This window comes from Paenibacillus sp. FSL H8-0457 (assembly GCF_038051935.1).
GTDB classification, from domain to species: domain Bacteria; phylum Bacillota; class Bacilli; order Paenibacillales; family Paenibacillaceae; genus Paenibacillus_AQ; species Paenibacillus_AQ lautus_A.
In genome coordinates this window covers 6,564,555-6,588,561 of the sequence record NZ_CP150293.1, presented here as the reverse complement: position 1 = coordinate 6,588,561, position 24,007 = coordinate 6,564,555, and the positions used below count along the sequence as shown (strand labels likewise).

22 protein-coding genes are annotated in these 24,007 nt (G+C 47.0%); 20 read left to right on the top strand and 2 right to left on the bottom strand.

What is annotated here, in order from left to right; translation table 11 throughout:
* Positions 1 to 3: 3 nt before the first annotated feature.
* The 11 genes from flgK to MHI43_RS29740 all read left to right on the top strand — a co-directional run bounded on the left by flgK (position 4) and on the right by MHI43_RS29740 (position 9,885).
* On the top strand, positions 4 to 1,566 hold the full coding sequence (gene flgK, locus MHI43_RS29790) for a flagellar hook-associated protein FlgK (protein WP_015737722.1): 1,563 nt from the start codon (positions 4 to 6) through the stop codon (positions 1,564 to 1,566).
* A gap of 15 nt (positions 1,567 to 1,581) precedes the next feature.
* Positions 1,582 to 2,478 carry a flagellar hook-associated protein FlgL gene (gene flgL / locus MHI43_RS29785; protein WP_015737721.1) on the top strand — a complete coding sequence of 299 codons (897 nt, stop codon included), beginning with the start codon at positions 1,582 to 1,584 and terminating at the stop codon, positions 2,476 to 2,478.
* Positions 2,479 to 2,512: 34 nt separating this feature from the next.
* Positions 2,513 to 3,079 carry a DUF6470 family protein gene (locus MHI43_RS29780; RefSeq protein ID WP_015737720.1) on the top strand — a complete coding sequence of 189 codons (567 nt, stop codon included), beginning with the start codon at positions 2,513 to 2,515 and terminating at the stop codon, positions 3,077 to 3,079.
* Positions 3,080 to 3,129: 50 nt separating this feature from the next.
* Positions 3,130 to 3,552, top strand: a complete 423-nt coding sequence (locus MHI43_RS29775) for a flagellar assembly protein FliW (RefSeq protein WP_015737719.1) — start codon at positions 3,130 to 3,132, stop codon at positions 3,550 to 3,552.
* A complete protein-coding gene (csrA, locus tag MHI43_RS29770; protein ID WP_015737718.1) occupies positions 3,552 to 3,776 on the top strand; it encodes a carbon storage regulator CsrA in 225 nt (74 codons plus the stop codon). Before MHI43_RS29775 ends, csrA begins: the two co-directional genes overlap by 1 nt.
* A 110-nt stretch (positions 3,777 to 3,886) precedes the next feature.
* The gene (locus MHI43_RS29765; RefSeq protein ID WP_015737717.1) at positions 3,887 to 4,693 is read left to right on the top strand and encodes a flagellin; all 807 of its coding nucleotides are present in this window, start codon (positions 3,887 to 3,889) and stop codon (positions 4,691 to 4,693) included.
* A 168-nt stretch (positions 4,694 to 4,861) separates the two neighbouring features.
* Positions 4,862 to 5,797: a flagellar filament capping protein FliD gene (gene fliD / locus MHI43_RS29760; RefSeq protein WP_015737716.1), complete on the top strand. Its 936-nt coding sequence runs from the start codon at positions 4,862 to 4,864 to the stop codon at positions 5,795 to 5,797.
* Between the two features lie 18 nt (positions 5,798 to 5,815).
* Positions 5,816 to 6,166 carry a flagellar protein FlaG gene (locus MHI43_RS29755; protein WP_015737715.1) on the top strand — a complete coding sequence of 117 codons (351 nt, stop codon included), beginning with the start codon at positions 5,816 to 5,818 and terminating at the stop codon, positions 6,164 to 6,166.
* Between the two features lie 77 nt (positions 6,167 to 6,243).
* Positions 6,244 to 6,564, top strand: coding sequence for a flagellar export chaperone FliS (fliS, locus tag MHI43_RS29750; RefSeq protein ID WP_235201625.1), 321 nt, complete (start codon positions 6,244 to 6,246; stop codon positions 6,562 to 6,564).
* Positions 6,561 to 6,926 (top strand): hypothetical protein, encoded by a 366-nt coding sequence (locus MHI43_RS29745; RefSeq protein ID WP_015737713.1) that lies wholly within the window; start codon positions 6,561 to 6,563, stop codon positions 6,924 to 6,926. Before fliS ends, MHI43_RS29745 begins: the two co-directional genes overlap by 4 nt.
* A 52-nt stretch (positions 6,927 to 6,978) precedes the next feature.
* A complete protein-coding gene (locus tag MHI43_RS29740) occupies positions 6,979 to 9,885 on the top strand; it encodes an IPT/TIG domain-containing protein (protein WP_015737712.1) in 2,907 nt (968 codons plus the stop codon).
* Between the two features lie 67 nt (positions 9,886 to 9,952).
* On the opposite strand, the gene MHI43_RS29735 is transcribed toward MHI43_RS29740, so the two are convergent.
* Positions 9,953 to 11,854: a glycosyltransferase gene (locus MHI43_RS29735; RefSeq protein WP_341283195.1), complete on the bottom strand. Its 1,902-nt coding sequence runs from the start codon at positions 11,852 to 11,854 to the stop codon at positions 9,953 to 9,955.
* A 688-nt stretch (positions 11,855 to 12,542) separates the two neighbouring features.
* On the opposite strand from MHI43_RS29735, the gene MHI43_RS29730 reads away from it, so the two are divergent.
* From MHI43_RS29730 to MHI43_RS29710, 5 genes are all read left to right on the top strand, one after another.
* Complete coding sequence (locus MHI43_RS29730) at positions 12,543 to 12,740, top strand: cold shock domain-containing protein (protein ID WP_009594275.1); 198 nt, start codon at positions 12,543 to 12,545, stop codon at positions 12,738 to 12,740.
* A 198-nt stretch (positions 12,741 to 12,938) separates the two neighbouring features.
* Positions 12,939 to 13,505: a ribosome-associated translation inhibitor RaiA gene (gene raiA / locus MHI43_RS29725; protein ID WP_009594286.1), complete on the top strand. Its 567-nt coding sequence runs from the start codon at positions 12,939 to 12,941 to the stop codon at positions 13,503 to 13,505.
* A 722-nt stretch (positions 13,506 to 14,227) separates the two neighbouring features.
* Positions 14,228 to 16,741, top strand: coding sequence for a preprotein translocase subunit SecA (secA, locus tag MHI43_RS29720; protein WP_036660323.1), 2,514 nt, complete (start codon positions 14,228 to 14,230; stop codon positions 16,739 to 16,741).
* 273 nt (positions 16,742 to 17,014) lie between these two features.
* A protein-coding gene (gene prfB / locus MHI43_RS29715; RefSeq protein ID WP_155989834.1) for a peptide chain release factor 2 occupies positions 17,015 to 18,128 on the top strand; the annotation gives its coding sequence in 2 pieces (ribosomal slippage) (positions 17,015 to 17,086 and positions 17,088 to 18,128; 1,113 coding nt in all).
* A 27-nt stretch (positions 18,129 to 18,155) separates the two neighbouring features.
* Positions 18,156 to 19,061 carry a YitT family protein gene (locus MHI43_RS29710; RefSeq protein WP_036660321.1) on the top strand — a complete coding sequence of 302 codons (906 nt, stop codon included), beginning with the start codon at positions 18,156 to 18,158 and terminating at the stop codon, positions 19,059 to 19,061.
* A 101-nt stretch (positions 19,062 to 19,162) separates the two neighbouring features.
* Here MHI43_RS29710 and MHI43_RS29705 read toward each other — a convergent pair whose 3' ends face one another.
* Positions 19,163 to 19,705: a hypothetical protein gene (locus MHI43_RS29705; RefSeq protein ID WP_036660320.1), complete on the bottom strand. Its 543-nt coding sequence runs from the start codon at positions 19,703 to 19,705 to the stop codon at positions 19,163 to 19,165.
* Positions 19,706 to 19,857: 152 nt separating this feature from the next.
* Here MHI43_RS29705 and MHI43_RS29700 point away from each other — a divergent pair, with 152 nt between their 5' ends.
* The 4 genes from MHI43_RS29700 to argB all read left to right on the top strand — a co-directional run bounded on the left by MHI43_RS29700 (position 19,858) and on the right by argB (position 23,832).
* The gene (locus MHI43_RS29700) at positions 19,858 to 20,427 is read left to right on the top strand and encodes a GNAT family protein (RefSeq protein WP_015737705.1); all 570 of its coding nucleotides are present in this window, start codon (positions 19,858 to 19,860) and stop codon (positions 20,425 to 20,427) included.
* A gap of 236 nt (positions 20,428 to 20,663) precedes the next feature.
* Positions 20,664 to 21,719, top strand: coding sequence for an N-acetyl-gamma-glutamyl-phosphate reductase (gene argC / locus MHI43_RS29695; RefSeq protein ID WP_036660361.1), 1,056 nt, complete (start codon positions 20,664 to 20,666; stop codon positions 21,717 to 21,719).
* Positions 21,720 to 21,737: 18 nt separating this feature from the next.
* Positions 21,738 to 22,964, top strand: coding sequence for a bifunctional glutamate N-acetyltransferase/amino-acid acetyltransferase ArgJ (gene argJ / locus MHI43_RS29690; RefSeq protein WP_036660319.1), 1,227 nt, complete (start codon positions 21,738 to 21,740; stop codon positions 22,962 to 22,964).
* Between the two features lie 31 nt (positions 22,965 to 22,995).
* A complete protein-coding gene (gene argB, locus MHI43_RS29685; protein ID WP_036660318.1) occupies positions 22,996 to 23,832 on the top strand; it encodes an acetylglutamate kinase in 837 nt (278 codons plus the stop codon).
* Positions 23,833 to 24,007: the final 175 nt, after the last annotated feature.

The window sequence follows — 24,007 nt, the reverse complement described above, 5'->3', positions numbered from 1 at the left end:
CACATGGTATCTACATTTCACGGGATTGAAACCGCGAAGCGCAGTCTCTTTGCTCAGATGGCAGGTATGAACACGACCGGTCATAACATAGCAAATGCCAGCACTCCGGGGTACTCACGGCAAGTTGTAGGCTTGATCGCTTCACGTCCGCTGGCTATGCCAGGGATGTATAATCAGATATCTCCTGGCCAGCTGGGCACAGGTGTCGAAGTTAATTATATCAAACGTGTAAGAGATCAGTTTTTGGATCAACAATACTGGAACGCCAATCGCTCTCTTGGTGATTGGGAAGTACAAGCAGGAACGCTCTCTAAACTGGAAACGATTTTTAACGAACCTTCTGAGTCTGGGTTAACAACGGTTATTGATAACTTTTGGAAGGCTTGGTCTGAATTCAGTAAAGACCCTGAGAACGTAACTTCAAGAAAGATTGTCAGGGAAAATGCTTTGGCGATGGCAGAAGCTTTTAACGAAACCAGCAAGAAAATTACGGATATGCAGGCTGATCTAACCCAAGGGATTGCTGTAAATGCAGATCATATTAATACCCTGACCACTCAAGTGGCGCAGCTGAATTATGAGATTAACCGCATTGAAGGTTTTCGTGATAATGCCAATGATCTTAGGGATCAAAGAGACCTCATTATCGACGAGCTTTCTCGCATGGCTAACGTCACTGTGGTAGAGGAAGAGACGGGCTATCGGGTTACCGTTGGGGGACTTGAACTTGTTGCAGGGGATGCAGCTGTTCCCGTTACCCCTGCTCAACTAGAGACCGCATATGCCGGTAATACTCTGAATAGTGGGGAACTTTTCGGCATCATTAAATCCAGGGACGGTATCGTAAAGGATTACTTGGACCAATTGAACGAGCTGGCCAATACGATAGCTAACGGGGATGTAAGCATTACGATTCCAGCAGGTTCGGTACTTCCTGAAGGAACCGTATTAAATGGTGTAACCTATAGCGGGACTACAAGAACATTAACCGCGGATACGACAGTAACTGTCAAAGGCTTGAATGGACTTCATAAACTTGGGTATCTATTTACTTCACCCGCTCAGGCTGCCGGAGACTTCTTTAGCTCGAAGGATGGTGGGCCTATCACGGCTGCCTCGTTTAGCGTTAATAATGCCATTGTCCAGGATCCTAATAAAATTGCTTCCTCACTGCGAGTTGTTGCGGGCACTAATGGGGATGAAGTAGTGAAAGGTAATAATACGCTTGCTTTATTGATGTCTCAGCTCAGAGAAAGGCCGTTTACATTTAACGCCATAGCAAGTAACAATGGTATAACGACAGGTACCGTAGACGATTACTACCGGGCTGTTATGGGGCAATTAGGCGTACAGAGCCGGGAAGCCTTAAGACAACAAGATAATAACCAGCTGCTAGTAGATCAGGTTGATTCCAGAAGACAATCGGTAAGCGGAGTTTCTTTGGATGAAGAAATGTCGAACCTGATCAAGTTGCAGCACTCTTATGGAGCTGCTTCCCGTTTTATGACCACTGTGGATCAAAACCTGGATAAAATCATTAACAGCATGGGCGTTGTAGGTAGATAGAGGAGGCGATAGTTCATGGCTTTACGCGTTACACCAGGTATGATGAACCTGCAAATGATCCGAAATATTAATACGAATTTAGTGAGAATGGACGGCAATATGAATGTGCTTTCTACAGGCATGAAGCTAAATAAGCCGTCTGACGATCCTGTAGGGATTACATATTCATTAAGATATCGGAGCGAGTTATCGTTTAATGATCAATATCAGAAAAATGCGGACACGGCACTTTCTTGGCTGGAATATACGGATACGGTGATCGGTCAAGTTAATGAGATTTCTCAAAGGGCCAATGAATTAATTGTTAATGCTGTCAATGGAACTAATCCCCAAGAGGGATTAGATGCAATTAACATTGAACTGAAACAAATTTACGAGCAACTCATTTCATTAGGCAATAGTAAATTTAACGATAAGTATATCTTTAATGGCCAGTTAACTGATCAAGCGCCATACGACAAAGTTCTAGCACCTACTCAGGGTACAGATCTTCATGGAATCACATATAAGTTTACAGAAGGGGCAACCTTAAATATTAACGTTACAGGTCAGGATGTATTTGGGGAACCATCAGACCCAGATAATCTATTCAGTATTTTGAATAGAGTTCAAGCTGCATTAACTATCGATGATAAAGCTGCCGCTCGAACAGAATTGGATAACTTATCCAGCCGCTTATCAAAGATTAACGAGGCGAGATCAGAGATTGGAGCCAAGACAAACAGGGTGGACCTTATTTTCAATCGATTAGGCGATCTGGAGATAAATCTAACCGCTATGCAAGCAAAGGTAGAAGATGCTGATTACGCTGAAACAATTATGAAGCTTAAGCAAGATGAAAGCGTGTATCAAGCATCACTAGCAACTAGCGCGAAGATCATGCAGATAAGCTTGCTAGACTATCTTCGGTAATAATATTATTATATAGAGAAACGGGGGTAGGAAGATGGATTTATTAAGGCTTTCAATTCGCCAAACCTATGCTTCCATCGGTATAGAGACGAGTAAAGCGAAGTTAAGTATCGAGTCTCCCCCCGGCGATTTGAAGATCGAGACAGAAACGGCAAAAATGGACATTCAACGTACTCCAGCGAAGTTGACGGTGGATAGTTCAAAAGCCTGGATGGCTTTAGGGAAAGGGAATCATTTTGACTGGTGCAATATGGTATTTAGTCAGATGGATCAGGAGTACCTTACCAACGTGTCACGAATTGTGGAGGAAGGGAACCGATTAGCCCAATTTACAAAACCGGGAAGTAGGATTGCTGATATGATGGCAGACCGAATCCAAGAGAAGTCAACCATTGAGTATAATGGGCAAGCTTCTGTTGCAAATGTTGACGTTCATTACGCTCCAACTGAACTGGATGTTCAATGGAGCGATCAAGTTACGCAAATTGAATATACGCCGCAACGTCCCCAAGCATCCTTTGAAGCGGCTGTTGCTAATATTTATATGAGAAACAAAAATTCACTGAGTATGTGGGTGAATGAGTATGACTTTTATAGTTAAAATAAAGCTATAGCTTATAGGCTGTAGCTTTTTTTATAGGAGGCGATCAAATGCTTAGTCAGTTTAACGGGATTCAAGTTTCCTTCCAAGGAAGCATCCTAGGGTTTGATGAATTGGACACTTTTGTCATGGAAGCAGTGGAAGAAACGCCGTTTGCCTATTTAAATAGCATTGAAAATCCGGAATTATCTTTTCTTGTCACGCCCCCATTTCAATGGTATAAAAACTATGAATTACAGTTAAGTGATTTGTTAAAGAAAAGATTGAATACAGAAAGACCTGAAGAAATTTTAGTGTTATCTATTGTTACTATCCGGGATCCCCAGCAAGCGTCTACAATAAATCTAATGGCTCCTCTCATAATTAATGTTTCCAGAAGAGTCGGTTTACAGCATGTGTTTCATGAACAAACAGCGTACAAGACGAACAGTCCATTGTTCGCGGATGATCAAGGAGAAGGGGGAGAAAAATAATGCTGGTACTTTCCCGAAAGCGTGGGCAAACCATTTTAATAAACAATGAGATTGAAATTTTTGTCTCCTCCATTGATGGAGAAAGCGTAAAGTTAGGGATCAGCGCGCCAGCGGAAGTCTCTATTTTGAGAAAAGAGCTTGCTGAAGAGGTCCAGGCTACCAATTTAGAAGCCAGTGCAACTGTGAAAAACGTAAATTTATTAAAAACAATAAAAAAACAATAAAAAATCTGAAATTTGCTATAAACATTCCAAAGAAAGCTCCGATAAATATTGTAGGGCGAAAAGCCCAATTCACAAGGATGTGAAATCCATATTTCAAGGAGGAATAATCAATGATTATCAACCACAATCTTAACGCGATGAACTCTCACCGCAACCTGTCCTTCAACAACATTCAACAAGGTAAGTCCAGTGAGAAATTGTCTTCCGGTTTCCGTATTAACCGTGCTGCTGACGACGCTGCAGGTCTTTCGATTTCTGAAACAATGCGTGCGCAAATCAAAGGCATGAATCAAGGTATGCGTAATACGCAAGACGGTATTTCGATGGTTCAAGCGGCTGAGGGCGCGATGAACGAGGTTTCCGACATGCTGACTCGTATGAAGGAACTTGCTACTCAAGCGTCCAACGGAACGTATAGCACCGATGATATCGCAGCTATTCAACTTGAGTATGCAGCATTAGGCGAAGAGATTAACCGCAATGCGACGAACTTCTCGTTCAACGGAATTACGCTGCTTGACGGATCTGCTGGTAATGTTACGATTCAAAGCGCTGGCAGTGACGCAGATGCAATCGTTCTTGATTTGTCTGGTATTGACCTTACTGCCCTTACTTTCGGTACCATTACTGACCAAGCGACTGGTGCAACTGAACGTGGAGTAGTAGATGCTGCGATCACAGCAGTTAACACAGCTCGTTCCACGCTGGGGGCTTACCAGAACCGTCTGGAGCATGCATTCAACAACACAAGCGTTAATGCCGAGAACCTGCAAGCTGCAGAATCGCGTGTTCGTGATACGGATATGGCTGCAGAGATGATGAAGTATACGAAATTCAACATCCTGCAACAAGCTTCCACGGCAATGCTGGCACAAGCGAATCAAGCACCGCAAGGCGTATTGCAATTGCTTCGTTAAGATTCTGCTTGATACCGGAAGAGGTCCACGAGATTTGTGGACCTCTTTTTCTGTAAGAGGCTGAACATAAATAGAACAGATATATTTTATGCAAATCTAAATTTTATAGTAAGTTCATTCGATATATAGAGTTAGAGGTCAATTCAATAAACAAGAGGGGGTATACATATGCCAATACGCCTTAGCGGAATAGCTTCAGGACTAGACACCGATACAATGATTAAAGAGCTCATGAAGGCTGAACGAATCCCTGTTAACAAACTATTACAGAAGAAGCAGACGATGGAGTGGAAGGTGGAGAAGTATACCAGCTTCAATTTACAGTTCTCTACCTTGCGCGAATCGGTATCTTCTTTGCGGTTTTCTGGTGGATGGAATAAATCTGACGGAAATGGCAATACGGTACGTTTAAGTACGGATGAGATCATTGCCAAGGCCAAAGACTTTGTAAGCAAATATAACGACACGATTTCATCCATTAGCGGGGCATTGACAGAAAAAGTGAACCGTGGTTTTCAACCGCTCACTTCCGAAGAGAAGGCGGCGTTAAGCGAAACGGATATTAAAAACTGGGAAACCAAAGCAAAGAGCGGGATCCTGCGTAAAGATGATGCTTTGAAAAGTGCATTAAGTGATTTGAAAGGTTTGACTTCGGCGGTAGTATCGGGAGTTGATCCTGAATTTGATACATTGAGTGAGATCGGAATTACAACGCCTAAGTACATTGTTGGTGCATCATCAGAAACGAATAGTAAGCTAATCCTAGACGAGAACAAACTGCGCGAAGCGGTAGAGAAGAACCCGGAAGCGGTTATTTCTCTGTTCTCGGCACAAGGTACTGATCCTCAAGGAAAAGGGATATTTCAACGTGCATATGATGCAATGAACACAGCGGTCGCCTCTGTTACGAGGAAGATAAGCGGTGGTAATGTAACTAGCATGGGATTGATTTCTCAAATGAACAAAATTGATAACCAAGTCGAGCGTAAAAACGAACAACTTAATAAACGTGAAGATCGCTACTATCAAATGTTCGCTGCAATGGAAAAGGCGATATCGCAAAGCAATGCTCAGTCTAGTTGGTTAGCACAACAATTTGCATAAAAGGAAGGCTGTGAGGGAATGGAGATAACAACTCATGCGCAGCCAGTTCAGTCATCAAAGATAAAAGAAACTGTTCCAATTGTTCGTGTTAGTGGAGAGTATCAAGAGTTGAAGTCAAAGAGCAAGAACACCATTTTGTCGGTTAGTGAGCAAGCCCTCGTTAATGCGATTGACAAAGCAAACCGGGCAGCTCAAGGTACCGAACACTCGTTTCAATTCAAAGTGCATGAAAGTACGAATCAAGTAATTGTCCAAATTTTGGACAAGAACAAAGAGGTCATTCACGAAATACCTTCTGAGAAGTTTATCGATCTTGTTGAGAAATTGAAGGAGCTTTCAGTTGGGGCAATCATTGACGAAAAAAGGTGAGAAAAATTAACTTACAGGCACAATACAACTATCTGCATACGAAAATTCAAACTTCGTCGCCGGGTCAACTCACATTAATGCTCTATACCGGTTGTATAAAGTATTTAAAGTTGGCTGTTCAGAGTATAGAGATTCATGATATGGAAGGGAAGCACTTGAATTTCGTGAAAGCGCAAAACATTATAGATGAACTTCAATCGACTCTAAACATGGAGTATGAAATATCGAAGCAGTTGTACAGCTTATACACCTATATCAATGAGAAACTATTCGAAGCGAATGTCAAGCTTGACGTTAAATCGGCAGAGGATTGCATCCAACTTCTTACCGAGCTTCGAGATACTTGGGCTGAAGCCCTGAAATTAATTTCGAATGGCGAGCAGGTGGGAGTTCAATGAAATCGAGCGCCGCGGAGAATTTGTTGTTGGAATTAAGGGACATAACTCGAGCGATAAGCGATTTGGATCTAGAGAATGAAGCGGACTATGAATCGCTTCATTCTCTTCAATATGATCAAGCCCAACTAAGAGAGCAGATCGATCAGTTGTCTCAAATGAAAGGCTTCTCATATACGGAGTCAGATAAGAGCATTCTACTGGAATGCATCGAATTAGAGAAGATGAATAATGAAGCCTTCGCGCAGAAACGACAGGCAGCGAGAATGGAACTAAACCGAATTAATGAGAGTCGAAAGTCTAAAAATACTTATCTTGGCGAATATAGGCAGCATGTGGGATACTTTATCGATAGCCAGCAATAAGTAAACATCGAACCTTTTGCTATTACTTTTTTAAATAGAGGAGAAAACGCCTATGAAGAAGTTTAAACAATGCTTCACGATCATCTTCGCTGTGTGGTTCGCGTTATATGGATTAATCGCCGCTCCGCAACAAGGGGAGGCTGCGATCAATGATTATGTATCGGTTACCAAATCAGCAAATCCAACAAAAATCACAACACAAGAGGAAACGGAAATTGCACTCAACATTACAGGAACTCCGCCTGCTAATGTAGTCATGCCTAATGACGTTGTACTTATTATTGACAAATCGGGCAGTATGGCCCCGACGTATGGCCCTAATAATGGGGAAGACAAAATGACGAATGCTAAAGAAGCGGCAAAAGGGTTCGTCGATCTGATGGATATGACTAAGCATAGAGTAGCGGTTGTTGATTTCTCCTCCTCCGCAAGTTCATTTCCATTCACGGTGGATAAAGATGCAGCCAAATCCTATATTAATACAATTAATTCTGGGGGAGGAACCGCTACAGGGAATGCAATCGATGCAGCGGTCGCATTGCTGGCTGACCACCGTACAGAAGCTCAGCCGGTAATTGTACTGATGACGGATGGAGCGGCGACGGAATCGCCGAAGAACACGGATCCGTTTGATTACGCGCTTCAGAGGGCACAAGCTGCAAAGGATGCAGGGGTTATATTCTATACAATTGCTCTTCTGAATCCTAACGAAGATCCTATTACTAGTGCTCCGAACGTCCTTATGAAAAATATGGCTACAACGGCAACTCATCATCACTTTGTTCTTGGTTCAAAAGGACTTAACCAGATTTATGCAGCTATCGTTAAAGAAATTGGCATGGCGAGCGCTTATGATGTTACTGTGACAGATATAGTTGGTAACGATTTTGAGATTGTACCTGGATCCTTCGAGGATAATATTCCCAAACCTACGGTGACAGGCAATACATTGACATGGAAATTCAATGAATTGAAAAATAGCGCATTAACATTCAAGTACAAGATCCGTCCAGTCGATAAAATGAAAGCGGGCACTTTCCCGGCTTCGTTGAATACCTCAAGTATCACTTACAAAGATTATGCTGGAGCTAACCGGACGAAGAGCATTCCAAGCGTTAATATTACGGTTAAACTGCCAGCCCCAGTAATAACCGCTGTAACAGAACCTTTCGGACATCCGAACGGCGGTGAGACAGTTACCATTACAGGTCAAAATTTCGTGTCTGGAGCAACAGTGAAATTTGGCTCTACTGCTGCTACAAATGTAGCTTTTGTCAGCAGCACTGAAATTACGGCAACTGTGCCTGCAGGGAAGCAAGGGATGGTAGATGTAAGTGTAACAAACCCGGATAATCAAGTTGCGAAAGCGCAATATCAATATAAGACTGATCCGATTATTACTTCTATAACTCCCGCTAATGGACCGCTTGTAGGTGGAACGATCGTTTCGATTAAGGGACAGTATTTCATGAGTGGCCTGACTGTGAAATTTGGCGATAAAACGGCTCCACTCTTCTATTATTATGGATCCGATCAAATTTCTGTCAAATCGCCGATTGGCGCAGAGGCTGGTCCAGTTGACGTTACGCTTACGAATCCGGATGGAACTACCGTTACTGTGACAGGAGGATTTACCTATGATGCTCCGCCATCAACAGATCCGGAAATCGTTTCGATATCACCTGACAATGGTGTGGTAACAGGTGGAAATACGATTTATGTGAACGGCAAAAACTTTAAAAGCGGTATGAAAGTTGTTATTGGTTCAAAAGATGCATCAACCTCTTATATATCGGCAACTCAATTGAGAGTGACTGTTCCGGCAGGCGATGCAGCAGGAACAGTAGATGTTTCCGTTCGTACTGCTGAAGGAGCAGTGTACACAAAATCACAAAGCTATACTTATACCGCAATTGAATATCCGACACCTACGATCACATCAGTAACACCGAACACTGGTTTAATAACAGGCGGGAATACGGTATATGTTAACGGCACCAATTTCGTAAATGGCGTAACTAAAGTTACGTTTGGTACAAAGGAAGTCAATGCGACTTATGTGAATTCAACGACCCTCCGCCTAACTGTACCAGCTGTTGCAACGGCAGGGAAGGTTGATATTATAGTATCGAATAATGATCAAGCTGCATTATTACCAGAGGGTTATGAATATACGATGCCGATCATCTCTGAACCTCATATTACAGCTGTGACCCCTAATCAAGGATCCATCAAAGGTGGTTATATAGCTTATATCGACGGTGAGAATTTTAGTGGTGGCGCAACTGTAACCCTTGGCGGTATAAATGCTAGCGTAACTTATATTAATTCGGGCCAGCTTAAAATAGTAGTCCCGGCGACAGCATTGACTGGAGTTGTTGATGTTACTGTTACGAATAAGGATGGCGGAACGGAAACATTGGCAGGCGGATTTGAGTACTTACCAATCTTGCCTGAGATCACTAGCATTTCTCCTGCAAGTGCAAGCCGTGCAGGCGGGGCGACTATCTATGTTAACGGCAACAATTTCGATACATCCGCTGCCGTAAGTATTAATGGCGTCAATGCAACCACTGCTTATGTTAACTCAACTAGTTTAAGAGTGACAGTGCCGGCTAGCTCAACGGTGGGACAAGTGCCATTAGTTGTGAGCTTGTCGAGTGGGCAATCAGCTACTTTTGCATTTACTTATACTGATCTTCCGGCCGCAGCTGCTCCAGTTATTACTAGTCTCTCTTCTGTAACAGGCAAAGCAGGCAACGTCGTATACATTTATGGAACATACTTTAAGAATAAACCAAAAGTGTATTTCGGATCTGTAGAAGCGACTACTGTCGTATACACGAGTTCGACTACAATTCGAGTTACAGTACCAACCGGCAACACAGGTGAAGTTTTAGTGAAGGTTGTAAATCCAGACACGCTCGAGAGCAATACCGTAACTTATACTTATAATTAATAACGTACAACACAAGAAGATCGGGTTGAGGTAAATACCTCAACCCGATCTTCTTTGTTCGGTGGTACTATAAATTCTTTGCTGGTTGTATCAAGAATGGAAGATTAAAGTTAGGAAAAGTTTCGAGATATCGTTTAAGAAACTGTTCATATTGGTTTTTGGAACAATAGTTAAAAACCCAGCCAATTATAGATAAATCTTCTTCATGATCAAACGCAGTATTTACGAACAAATAGCCATCATCAGAATTATTACTGATAAAATGCCATTGTCCAATATTAACCATACTTTTGTTTGATAATGCCTCGTTATCCAATAGAATCGCATACAATTCAACTGCTGGTTCATAGTAGCCATATTCGTACATTAGATTAGCAAGTATATTAATTGTATCTGCGGTTGCCATCGATTGAAGCCAGTGAAAATAAATGTCGTTATATGAATATCTTAATAAAATGAAAAGTGTCTTAGCAAGCAACTCGGATGCGGCATCCGTTAATTGAGGAGGAATATCCGGACTTGCTAGAAGCGCATTGTGATGGCTCCAAAGCTCTAGTGCAGACTCCCGGTATTCAGTAATAGCTGTTAAATATTGTGGATCATTATATAGAACGGCGGCCATTAAGGCGATGGAAGCATCTAACTTCATTTCAATCGTAAGTTTGAACGGTTTTTCTTCATGTTGTAGTAAATGATAGGCCAAAGCATCATTAGGAGAAACATCTATTACCAGTTTCTTATGATAATATGAACTTAGCGATCGAGAGCCGGTTCGTAGTGCAACGAGAAATAAGGCGGCGTATTCAATGGCTGTAGGATTAGGATAAACCATTTGAAACAATCGGATAATGGCTTCTTCGTCTTGCTCAGCCTGGATAAGCAGCTCCCATATTTGTTGCAGAATCGTATAGTTTTTAGGCTGAATTTGAAGCAATTGGACACCGTATCGAACAGCGTCCGTCTTGTTTCCTAATTGAACATGCAAATTGAACAACATTTGCAGCGGAACTGAAGAACCGTAGGAAGGTTGAACATTCCAATAGGGACGATTTTGACGGACAGCCATTTCGGCGAGGGTTAAAGCTTGTTCGAAATTATGGATAGCTTGTTGAAACATCCCGAATTGTTCGTAAAGAATACCAAGATGGCAATAATAATCGGAAATTTCGGGGTATTCTGTCATTGCCTGTAGAATGAGATGGTATGCCTCGACATAATTATTTAATTTTATTTCAGTGGAAATTAAGCTATCTAGCAGATGGACATACCATGAATGACTAGGAGCGCTCGAAGCAATACTTGTTCGATAAAGCTGGATGGCTCTTTCCAGTTGATTGTCGCTCGTACAGGCATTTCCCAATATAAAACAAAAGTAAGGATCGCGAAGTTTTTCTTCTGTCTTCATAGACTCTAGAATGGACAGGTTGCGCTCTGTCTTGTTGTGATTCTCCACTCGTATTTCTGTGTATCCGTCGTGAAAGATCGGATAAGGGAGATTATTAAATGTAATTTTACGGTGATCCGAGGTGAGTTGCTCGTGAATAGGGTTGCTGTAGTATATCCCTTTTTGATTCTCGAATATTCGAGCCCCTTGCGAGATCATTACTCTGGAGGGATCAACGGTTTGTCCGGTAAAATTATGGATAGGCAGCATGAATGACTTAAGAGAATCCTTGTCAGTGGGCGTTGCCCGCAGGTCGGTTATTAATCCCTCGATATCGGATGAGTTCATGTATTCATCTGCATCTAGTACCAATATCCATTTTCCGGTGGCATTACGTAATGATTCATTTCTGGCGGCAGAAAAATCGTTGATCCATTCAAAGTCATAGACATGGTTAGTATACCTTCGAGCGACTGTCTTTGTATTATCAACGGAACCGGTATCAATAATGATGATCTCATCGACAAGTCCTTGCACGCTATCTAAACAGCGTGAAATCACCTCTTCCTCGTCTTTTACGATCATGCACAATGAAATCAAATTCTCCATATATCCTCCTGTTGAGCTATATTTCTATGGTCTTAAGTCAAACATTCTTTCGGGGAGGTCATTTCCTCCAAAATACTTTTAAAAACTTAAGTTACATTTAAGTAGTCACGTTCCACGATTTTAAGGTGGAACATAAGCGAGTATTCTCAACAAACTAATGCAGCATTAAACTAAATCCGGGATTGCACAGGTTCCGAAAATTTTAGCACCGATTTGCTTGCGGAAAGGATGGTAGCGGATGAGACGTAGATATAGTCATCGTTTCATCCGCTCTCACTTGCTTTTCAGGATATCTTGATTATACAGCAAAAAAGGTACAGACTCTTCAATTTCCTTGAAGAATGTTCCTTTTTCCAGGAGACGGATTTTCAGTGGCAGATGATGGTCGGTGGCGTGCGAACCATAGCTTGATTCCTTTACCAGATTTATTGGCAATTAGTTGTTTCACCCCCTCCCTCCCTGGTTAAATAACGATAAACATATTTTGTCCGCAGACTATTTGCGCTCGCCAACTCAGTCGTGAAGCCAAGTCGACATTTTTCCCGGTTTTCTGCAAAAGAAAACCTTTTCCTTGGTAATTGACACTGGATAAGTCGGGTGCTATAGTCGGAAATGTGGACAATTAGTGTCACACTTTATTTGACAATGAAGGGAATGTTAGTGCATGCAAGGTAAAGTGAAATGGTTCAACGCAGAGAAAGGTTATGGCTTCATCGAGACTGAGGACGGCGGCGACGTATTCGTACATTTCTCCGCGATCCAATCCGAGGGCTTCAAGACTCTGGAAGAAGGACAATCCGTAGAATTCGAGATCGTTGAAGGCGCTCGTGGCCCGCAAGCAGCTAACGTAATCAAATTATAATCATCCCGGCATAGCCGACCTACATAAACGGTAATCGATGGTTAACAATTGGAGATTCGCTAGCCCAAGACTCCGGAACTTCCGGGGTCTTTTTTTTGTATCCGACCTCCGAAAAATATTGTGCTGAAATTCACAATTCTGTCTTTTTACATAGCCATAACAAAATGGTATAATGAGGGTGCAAAGGAGGAGTGCCCAATGCAATTCACTATCCGAGGTCAACAAATTGAAGTGACCGATGCTTTGAAAGACTATGTTGACAAGAAACTCAGCAGGCTAGATAAGTATTTTGATGCACCCCCCACCTCCGAAGGATACGTCACCCTGAGTGTCATTCGAGGATTGCACACGGTGGAAGTGACCATTCCGCTTACCGGTGTGGTACTTCGTGCGGAAGACCGAAGCGATGATATGTACGCTTCCATTGACGCCGTTGTGGACAAGTTGGAACGTCAGATTCGCAAGCACAAAACCAAGCTGAACCGCAAGATCAAGCAAGAGGGCGGACTGAAGACGCTCATTGCGGAGAACGGCGCAGCGGCTACCAGTCAGGTGGATGCAGAGCAAGTGGAGTATGACGAGGACGAATACGAAGTCGTCCGTACGAAACGTTTTACCATGAAGCCGATGGACGTGGAAGAAGCGATCCTGCAGATGAACATGGTAGGCCATAATTTCTTTGTATTTTCCAACATTGACACACAAGAAGTAAATGTCGTCTACAAACGTGATGACGGCAAGTACGGATTGATCGAGCGGGACTGAGTTTTAAGCGGCAGCATTCCTAAGGGAATGCGGAGGCAACTGGCCCGGTTCGAATTTTAAAATGAAATCGAAATGTAAGATGAGCCTTCATCCGTGCAAGCGGGTGGGGCTCTTTATTTGGATATAAGGCTTCGAGACGCGTAAGGATCGTAAAAAGGATGGCATTTGATGGTAACCCCATCGGAGTATGCTGAATAGTGCAACCTTTTTTTAGATGAAAGGGTATTTAGTGGACTACGGGGGCCGCCTTAAACAGCACCAGACACAACCACGGTTAGGAACTTCCTCTATAGGTGGATTAAAGCCCATTTAGCCGATAATTCAGCGATAGCTCCAGTCGATGGCTCCAGGCTTCATCCTCTGTTTACTCCGTACAATGGACATCGATTTTCCTTCCTCATTAGATGTAGAATTTCATTTCGGGGATGAAGATAATTCCATTGCTGCGCGCCGAGGAAATGCTCCACGCAACTTTTTTGGGCTTCTCTGCGTCTCATACAGTAAGGCTTCGCGTAACAGACACCTCTTGTAATAGCACATATTGTTGCGGCATCCCTTACAAACTGTTACAATTTATGCAAACCCTCATTTTATGGGACGGGCTTTTTAGCCTGCATGAAATGGGACCATCATAAGGAATCAATGAATCGATTTCATCATTTAACCCTTTGGCATTTAATGAAGTTGATTCTATCACTTGTTTTGCACGAAAGGGGTTAACCATGCTAGGACTTGTCAAAAAGATTTTCGGCGACACCAACGAGCGTGATGTCAAACGTCTCATGAAGACGGTCGATGTAATCAACAAAATGGAACCGGATTTTGAGAAGCTCTCCGATGAGCAGCTGCAAGCCAAAACCGAGGAGTTCCGTGCGCGGATCGAGAAAGGTGAGACGCTGGAGGAATTGCTTCCCGAAGCGTTTGCGACAGTCCGCGAGGCTTCCAGACGGACGCTTGGCAAACGTCACTATGACGTGCAGTTGATCGGGGGGATGGCCCTCCACGAAGGCAGAATTGCAGAGATGAAGACCGGTGAAGGTAAGACCCTTGTAGGTACGCTACCGGTTTACTTAAATGCCCTGCTTGGCAAAGGGGTTCACGTTGTAACGGTCAATGATTATCTGGCACAACGTGACAGCCAAGAGATGGCGCAAATATATAACTTCCTGGGAATGACGGTCGGGGTTAACCTGAGCGGCATGGAGCACCCGGATAAACAGCAGGCCTATGCTTGCGATATTACGTATGGAACGAACAATGAGTTCGGCTTTGACTATCTGCGGGACAACATGGTCCTCTACAAAGAGCAGATGGTTCAGCGTCCGCTTTATTTCTGTATCATTGATGAAGTGGATTCGATTCTGGTTGACGAAGCGCGTACGCCGCTCATCATCTCGGGACAAGCTCAGAAATCGACCGAGCTGTATTTTGCAGCCGACCGGTTCGTGAAGCGTCTGACGGCAGAAGAGGATTATACGGTAGACATTAAGGTCAAATCCGTAGCCTTGACGGAGAAAGGCGTGGCGCTTGCGGAGCGTTCCTTCGGGATCGAAAACCTGTATGACCACAATCACGTAACATTAAACCACCACATTGTACAAGCGCTGAAAGCGAACGTGATCATGCGCCGCGATGTGGATTATGTTGTTACCGACGACGAAGTGGTCATCGTTGACGAATTTACGGGTCGTCTGATGGCGGGACGCCGCTACAGCGACGGTCTCCACCAGGCGATCGAAGCGAAGGAAGGCATTGAGGTTCAGAACGAGAGCATGACTCTTGCAACGATTACCTTCCAGAACTACTTCCGGATGTATCGCAAGCTGGCGGGCATGACCGGTACGGCGAAGACGGAGGAAGAAGAATTCAAGAAGATCTATGGTCTTGAAGTGCTTCAAATTCCTACGAACAAACCGAATCAGCGTGTCGACATGCCGGATGTGGTTTACAAGAGCGAAGATGGCAAGTTTAAGGCAGTAGTAACCGAGATCGTGGAACGCCATAAAAAGAACCAGCCGATTCTGGTGGGTACGGTATCCATCGAGAACTCCGAGCGTTTGTCTGAAATGCTGAAGCGCAAAGGCGTCCAGCATAAAGTACTGAATGCGAAATACCATGCGGAGGAAGCGGAAATCATCTCGCGCGCCGGACAGCCGGGATCGGTAACGATCGCGACGAACATGGCGGGACGCGGAACGGATATTTTGCTTGGCGAAGGCGTGCAGGATATTGGCGGACTTCACATTATCGGTACGGAGCGTCACGAATCGCGCCGGATCGATAACCAGCTGCGCGGCCGTGCCGGTCGTCAGGGTGACCCGGGTTCTACCCAGTTCTACCTGTCCCTCGGCGATGAGCTGATGAAGCGTTTTGGTACGGACAACGTGCTGAACATGATGGAGCGTCTTGGCTTCGAAGAAGACCAGCCGATCGAGAGCAAAATGATTACCCGTGCGGTTGAATCCGCGCAGAAGCGGGTAGAAGGCAACAACTTCGACATGCGTAAAGTCGTTCTCCAATACGATGACGTCATGAACCAGCAACGCGAGATCATCTACAAGCAGCGCCGCGAGATCTTGGAATCCCAAGACATCAAGCAAATCGTTGTAGAGATGATCAAGCCGGTCATTGACCGCGTCGTGCAGGCACACTGCAGCGATGACATTCCGGAGAACTGGGAATTGCAGGAAGTGGCAGACTACGTGAACAGCAAGCTGCTGGACGAGGGTGCCGTTACCCGCGAGGATCTGTGGGGCAAAGAAGCCGAAGAGCTTACCGAGTATCTCTTCGATCGCGTGATGAAGAAATACGAAGAGCGCGAGCAAGCCATCGGCGAAGAAATGGTACGCGAGTTCGAGAAGGTTATCGTGCTGCGCGCGGTAGACAGCAAGTGGATGGATCACATCGATGCGATGGACCAGCTGCGTCAAGGTATCCACCTCCGTGCATACGGCGGTACTGATCCGCTTCGCGAATACCAATTCGAAGGCTTCGAAATGTTTAATGCGATGATCGCTACGATCCAGGAAGAAGTGGCGACCTATATCATGAAAGCTCAAATCGCAACGAACCAGGAACGTCAAGCGGTTGTGGACGAGAACAAAGTCTCCACGAACAGCAGCAGCGAACCTGCCGAGAAGCGACCGGTCCAAGTGGCTGAACAGATCGGCCGGAACGACCCATGCCCTTGCGGCAGCGGCAAGAAGTACAAGCATTGCCATGGACAGAACGCGTAAGCGATCCGTCCCAAAGGCGATGAATCGTATAGATAGCCCGTCCAGGTGATGGGCGCGGATTTTTCTGGCTCCCTTAAGAGCGGCAGATGAACCGGGTGATGGTGGTCTTTTCCACGGTGATCCGGATACCCCTGCTGCGCTTAAGGGAGTTTATCTGAATAAACAGCGAAATTCCTGGTACGGCAACGTAAATTTCTCTTGAAATGGAACGTTTTCCATGGAGGAGAGGGTATACTGAAATTATTACGTGTAGATAAGAAAGGACGAGGACTCATGATCGATCCAAGTGTGAAGCAGGACCTGCGTGAAATCAGCAAGAAACTAACCAATCTTAGGGGGTCTCTTTGACTTAGATCTCAAACAGGAAATGATTGAGAATTTTGAGGAGAAGATGGCGGCTCCCGATTTCTGGGATGATAATGAGAAGGCTCAGGCGCTAATCGCCGAGATGAATGCCGTGAAGTCATCCGTGGATCAATATCAGAAGCTGCAGGCGGATTACGATGATGCCGTCGTGATGATCGAGCTGGCGGATGAAGAGGGCGATGACTCCCTTGCGGGAGAGATCGGTGAGACGATCAAGGATCTGGTTGGGCGCGTGGAGGAATTTGAGCTTCAGCTGCTGCTGAACCAGCCTTACGATAAAATGAATGCGATTCTTGAGCTGCATCCCGGCGCGGGTGGTACCGAGTCGCAAGACTGGGGCCAAATGCTGCACCGCATGTACACCCGATGGGCCGAGAAGCGCGGCTTCAAGGTGGAGACGCTGGATTATCTCCCTGGCGATGAAGCGGGAATCAAAAGCGTAACCCTGTTGATCAAAGGCTATAATGCCTACGGATATTTGAAGGCTGAAAAAGGGGTCCATCGACTGGTTCGGATCTCTCCGTTCGATTCTTCGGGCAGACGGCATACGTCCTTCGTGTCCTGCGACGTCGTTCCTGAGATTAACGATGAGGTTGAACTGGACATCCGCACGGAGGACCTGAAGATTGATACTTACCGTGCGAGCGGTGCCGGCGGTCAGCATATCAATACGACGGACTCGGCCGTACGGATCACTCACCTGCCAACGGGTGTGGTCGTAACCTGTCAGAATGAACGGTCCCAGATCAAGAACCGCGAGCGTGCAATGACCATGCTTCGTTCCAAGCTCTATGAGCGCAAGATCGAAGAGCAGCAGAAGGAATTGGCAGAAATCCGCGGCGAGCAGTCCGACATCGCATGGGGCAGCCAGATTCGTTCGTATGTTTTCCATCCGTACAGCATGGTTAAAGACCATCGTACACAGGTGGAGACCGGTAATATTGGAGCCGTCATGGACGGGGATCTGGATGGATTCATCGACGGGTACTTGCGCAGCCAGATCAAGCAAGAAGTCGAGTAAGGACGTTGAGGAGAGATTTATAGAACTATGGCGCAATCCGCTGGCAATCCATCGATCAACAAACGAAAAAGAGAACCCTTGATTCCGATCAACGGTCCGCTCCGGCAGACGGTGGACGCAATCTTTATTATCGTCGGCTCCTTTATTATGGCGCTGTCGTTTAATCTGTTTTTCCTGCCCAATCACATCGCCTCGGGCGGCGTGTCGGGTTTGTCCGTTCTTGCGCAAGCGTGGCTCGGCATTGAACCGGCCTTTACGCAGTGGGCGCTGAACATTCCGTTGTTCGTGCTTGGCTTTTGGCTGCTTGGACGCGACTACGGCATCCGCTCCCTGCTGGGAAGCGTGATTTTGCCGCTGTTCGTCTTTTTGACCAAGGACTGGCCGATTCCAACCTCTAACCCGCTTCTGGCTTCCATTTATGGCGGTATCGGCGTCGGTATCGGCATGGGGCTGGTCTATCGCGGCAGGGGGTCAACCGGCGGGTTGACTATCGTGGCGCAGCTCCTGCAAAAATACAGCGGCCTCAGCTTTTCCGTCTGCGTCGTACTGCTGGATGCGATCGTAATCTCGTCGGCAGCCCTCGTGCTTTCACTGGAGCAGGCGTTATACGCGCTGATTGGATTGTACGTAACAGGCAAGGTGATTGATGCCATTGAGCTGGGCTTTAGCTTCACCAAGGTGGCCTACATTATATCCGATTATTCGGAGCCGATTACCAAGGCCATTCTCGAGGACCTTGACCGCGGTTTAACCAAGCTGACCGCAGAGGGAGGCTATACGGGCGAACACCGGACGGTCCTTATGGTCGTCGTCGGACAGAGCGAAATTCCCCGTCTCAAAACGGTGGTCCAATCGGTGGATCCGAATGCCTTCGTCATCATTAGCAATGCCCATGAGGTATTGGGCGAAGGATTCCGCAATATTAAGGCGTAGCCTCGCGGCTCGTCAGCATACTCTCTATAAGAAAGAAGTAACCATTCGACAGACGGCGTAGTCTGAACATGGGTTACTTCTTTTTTTATGTAATGGGATCTTTAACGACTGATCTGAACCAGCGTAATCTTTGCCTTGGAGGTGTCCGCCATGAAGGAGATGCGGGTCTTGCCGAATGTGTAGACCATCTCGTACGCCTCTTCCATGTCGTTATAATACATTTCGTAGGCGCTGCCTAAATGCTTTTTGACGTCTGCAAAGGTTTGGTTCGGGAAGCCTTCTTTACCTATCAACAAACACCACATGCCGTTAGAGCCTGTATAAGGGTTTTCGAAATTAAATCCGGCATACGAAATATTTTTGAATTTCCAAAACTCGCCGCCGTAGTGGTAGAATGAACTCACAGGTTTTCCCAATTTGGAAGCGATCTGATTTTGGGTCATGCCGAATTGGACGCCGCCAAAGCCCGGGATGACTCCCTTTTTCAAATAAGCCGCCGTGTTCTTGTTGAGGATTAACATTGGCGCAGGTTTGGTTTTGGCTTGGGTGGTTGAAGCGGCAGCGAAACTGGGATGAGGAGCCTGCCACGTGAGGCAGATCAGTAAGAGAAGACATAATAGGCCCGTCGTTCTTTTGAATATCATGGTTTTACCTCCAGGAATCTAAGTTGTAGGAACATATTTCCTTAAGAGGATTATATCAAAGCACCGTTTAGGTCGATAGACATATTTATTAGGTTAAAAGTAATAGGGAGCGTGAAGTCTTAGTTTATAGAACAAGTAAGGGGGACTTACGAATGGAAATCGAACAGATCTACGGCAGTTTGCCGGTCCTGGAAACCGACCGCCTGCGCCTTCGCAGAGTATCGATGCAGGATGCCGATCAGATGTATGCCTATGCCTCAGACGATGAGGTGGCGAAATACGTCACTTGGGAGACCCATCGCTCGATCGATGACAGCAAGCGGTTTATTCAATTCATACTGGCTCAGTATGCCAAGCATGATATTGCCCCGTGGGGGATCGAGCTGAAGGAGAGCGGGCGACTGGTCGGGACGGTTGATTTTGTATGGTGGAAGCCCGAGCAGCAGGCCGCGGAGATCGGTTATGTACTGGCACGGGATTGTTGGGGGCAAGGCATCATGACCGAGGCGGCCTCCGCGCTGCTCAAGCTTGGTTTCGGCCGTATGGAGCTTGTACGCGTGCAGGCTCGATGTTTGGTGGGGAATATCGGCTCTCAGCGCGTAATGGAGAAGATCGGCATGTCCTATGAGGGGACGGTGAGGAAGGGGATCAAGGTTAAGGGGCAGCATTGGGACCTCAAGCTCTATTCCATTCTGAAAGAAGAGTTCGATCCATCTCGATAGACATTGCCTCGGAGCCCGTTAGCAGTTTGGACCAAATTTGAATAATCCATTGTATTTATATGAATACGGTCGTATAATAATACATATTTATGAGACGGATAAAGTCAATGAATACCTTGGAAGCACATATCGCTTTTGACGCAGGAAACGGAAGAGCATGGCGTAGAGATGAAGGATGGATGAATGGGACCTTGCATAAGGTCCTTCAGCTGTTCCTTGGGGAGAGGGATGAGGATATGACGGACACAAATACAGTAAGAGTTGCTATTGTTGGATCTACCGGCTACGGTGGCGTGGAATTGATCCGCTTGCTGCAAGCGCACCCGCGCGTTGAGATTACATCGGTAATCTCTTCATCGACGGCAGGCGTACCGATATCGGACGGATTTCCGCATTTGACTAATATCATCACACGCAACCTGGATGGCGTTAACCCGGCGGAAATCGCCGAAGTGGCCGACTTGGTATTTGCGGCTACGCCTTCGGGCGTCAGTGCCAAGCTGGTACCCGAGCTGCTGGATGCAGGCTTGAAGGTCATTGATCTTTCGGGCGATTTTCGCTTGAAAGATGGAGCCGTATATGAACAGTGGTATAAACACACGGCTCCGAGCGCGGAGCTGTTGGAAAAGGCCGTATACGGCCTTTGCGAAGTGTTTGGCGAAGAGGTTCGCGATGTGGATTTCATCTCCAATCCGGGCTGTTATCCGACCGCGACGTTGCTGGGCCTGATTCCGGCCATCAGCGCGGGCTGGATCGATGCTTCATCCCTTATTATCGACGCCAAATCCGGCGTGTCCGGTGCAGGACGGGGAACGAGCCTGATGACGCATTATGCCGAGATCAACGAGAACTTCAAAGCCTACAAGGTGAATAAGCATCAGCATATTCCCGAGGTCGAGCAGGTCTTGACGCAGGTAGCGGGCGAACCGATCACGGTCACCTTTACGACGCATCTGGTACCGATGACGCGGGGGATCATGAGCACCATGTATGCCACGCTGAACGGTCCTTACACGGAAGAGGATTTCATTGAACTGTACCGCCAGTATTTCAAGGGTCGTAAATTTGTGAGAATCCGTGATCTGGGTGTATGGCCTGCAACAAAAGAAGTCAGCGGGTCGAATTTCTGCGATATCGGCTTTGCGGTGGATGCGCGTACGAACAGAGTGACCATTATATCGGTCATTGATAATGTGGTGAAGGGTGCGGCCGGGCAGGCGATCCAGAACCTGAATTTGATGATGGGATGGGAGGAGAGCCTCGGACTTACGTTTACGCCGATTTATCCGTAAGCGGCTGGGGATACAGACATGGGAGAGAATACGTTTGCGATTATCGATGGGGGCAGCATCGTAACGCCGCAAGGCTTCAAGGCTGCCGGGCTCCACTGTGGACTTAAGAAGACCGACCGTAACGACCTGGGCGTCATTGTATGCGATGTGCCTGCCGTGGCGGCTGCCGTCTATACGACGAACCTGTTCCAAGCGGCACCGCTGAAGGTAACGCGTGAAAGCTTGGAGGACGGCAAGCTTCGCGCGATTGTCGTGAACAGCGGGAATGCCAATGCCTGCACGGGCAAGCAGGGCGAAGAGGATGCTTACACGATGCGCGCCGATACGGCTGCGCAATTCGGCCTGGACGTGAACGATGTGGCCGTTGCTTCGACGGGTGTCATCGGGGAGCTGCTGAAGATGGACCGAGTATCCTCCGGTATTGCCGGCTTGCCTGCACGGCTCAGCGGCGAAAGCGAAGGGGCTGAAAGCTTCAGCCAAGCGATTTTGACAACCGATCTGGTAAAAAAGGAAGCCTGCGTTACCGTACAGGTTAATGGCACGAAGGTAACCATCGCCGGCACGGCGAAGGGATCGGGGATGATTCATCCGAACATGGCGACCATGCTCGGATTCATGACGACGGATGCGGTCATTGGTCAGGAAGCGCTGCAGCTGCTGCTGCGCCAAACGACCAACCTGACCTTTAATATGATTACGGTGGACGGCGATACAAGCACCAACGATATGCTGGTTGCGATGGCCAGCGGCCTGGCGGGGCACGACGTGCTAACGCCGGAGCATCCGGATTGGGATGCATTCGCAGCCGGCTTCCACTATGTGTGCCAGCAGCTGGCGAAGGCGATCGCGCGTGACGGAGAGGGAGCTTCCCGCTTGATCGAGGTTCGCGTGAACGGCGCCGAAAGCGACGATGACGCGCAAGCGATCGCCAAGACCATCATCGGCTCCAGCCTGGTCAAATCGGCGGTGTTCGGTGCGGATGCCAACTGGGGACGGATCATTGCGGCGGTGGGCCGCGCAGGCCGTCCGGTCAATCCGGAGACGGTGGATATTGCCATTGGCCCGATTTCGGTGCTGGAGCAGTCAAGGCCCGTTCCTTTTGACGAAGATGCGGCGCTGGCTTACCTTCAAGGCGACACCGTGGATATCGACGTGAAGCTGCATATCGGCAGCGGGTCGGCTACGGCTTGGGGCTGTGATTTAACCTATGACTATGTCCGCATTAATGCGGCTTATCGTACTTAGATAACAAAAAATCAGGACGGAGGAGATGAATATGAAGAGCACGATCGATCAGGAGAATTCGCAGCCGGTTCAAACCTCAAGCGCGGATACGTTTGTGATGAAATGTGGCGGCAGCACGCTCGCGGCCCTTCCGGACAGCTTCTTCGAGGATTTGAAGAATCTGCAGGATAAGGGGGTTAACCCTGTTATCGTGCACGGCGGCGGTCCCGCAATTTCCGGCAACCTGGAGAAACTCGGCATCGAGACCGAGTTTGTGAACGGGCTGCGCAAGACGACGGAGGATGTGCTGGACGTCGTGGAGATGGTGCTTGCGGGCACCATCAATAAACAGATCGTACGACGGATTCAAAGCGTAGGCGGTTCTGCCATCGGCTTGTCCGGTTCGGACGGCGGGCTGATCGAGGCCAAACCGGTAACGAACCATGCGGAGGTTGGCTGGGTCGGCGACGTTACGTTGGTGAAGTCATCGATCCTGAGCGGCGTGCTGGAGATGGGGTACATGCCGGTGGTTGCGCCGATCGGCGTGGATCCATCCGGTCAGCGCTATAACATCAATGCCGATACCGCAGCTGGTGCCGTGGCTTCTCATCTGGGCGTTAACCGGATGATCGTTGTCACCGACGTGCCGGGGATCATGAAGGGATCGGGCGGCGAGAAGCGGGTGCTTCCGACCGTGACGGTGCAGGAGATCGAGGATATGATCGGAACGGGCGAAATCTATGGCGGCATGATACCGAAGGTAAGAGCAGCCATCAGCTGCATTCACGGCAAAGTGAGCGAGGTTGTCATCGTGGACGGAAGCGAGCCGAACGTGCTGAGCCGGGTGCTTGGCGGCGAAGTGCTGGGCACGCGCATCGTGCGGATGTAATAAGGCACGGTTTGATATTCAAACCGGAACAATAAAAAAACTTCAACGGAGAAGGCGGAATCATTCCGGAGAAGCGAAGCGGGCCCCTTTGTCCACGGAATTTATCCTTGATTGCATGATTCCATAAAAATCTGTGGGCAACAGGGATCGGAGGAATGATCTGAATTCGCAGTGC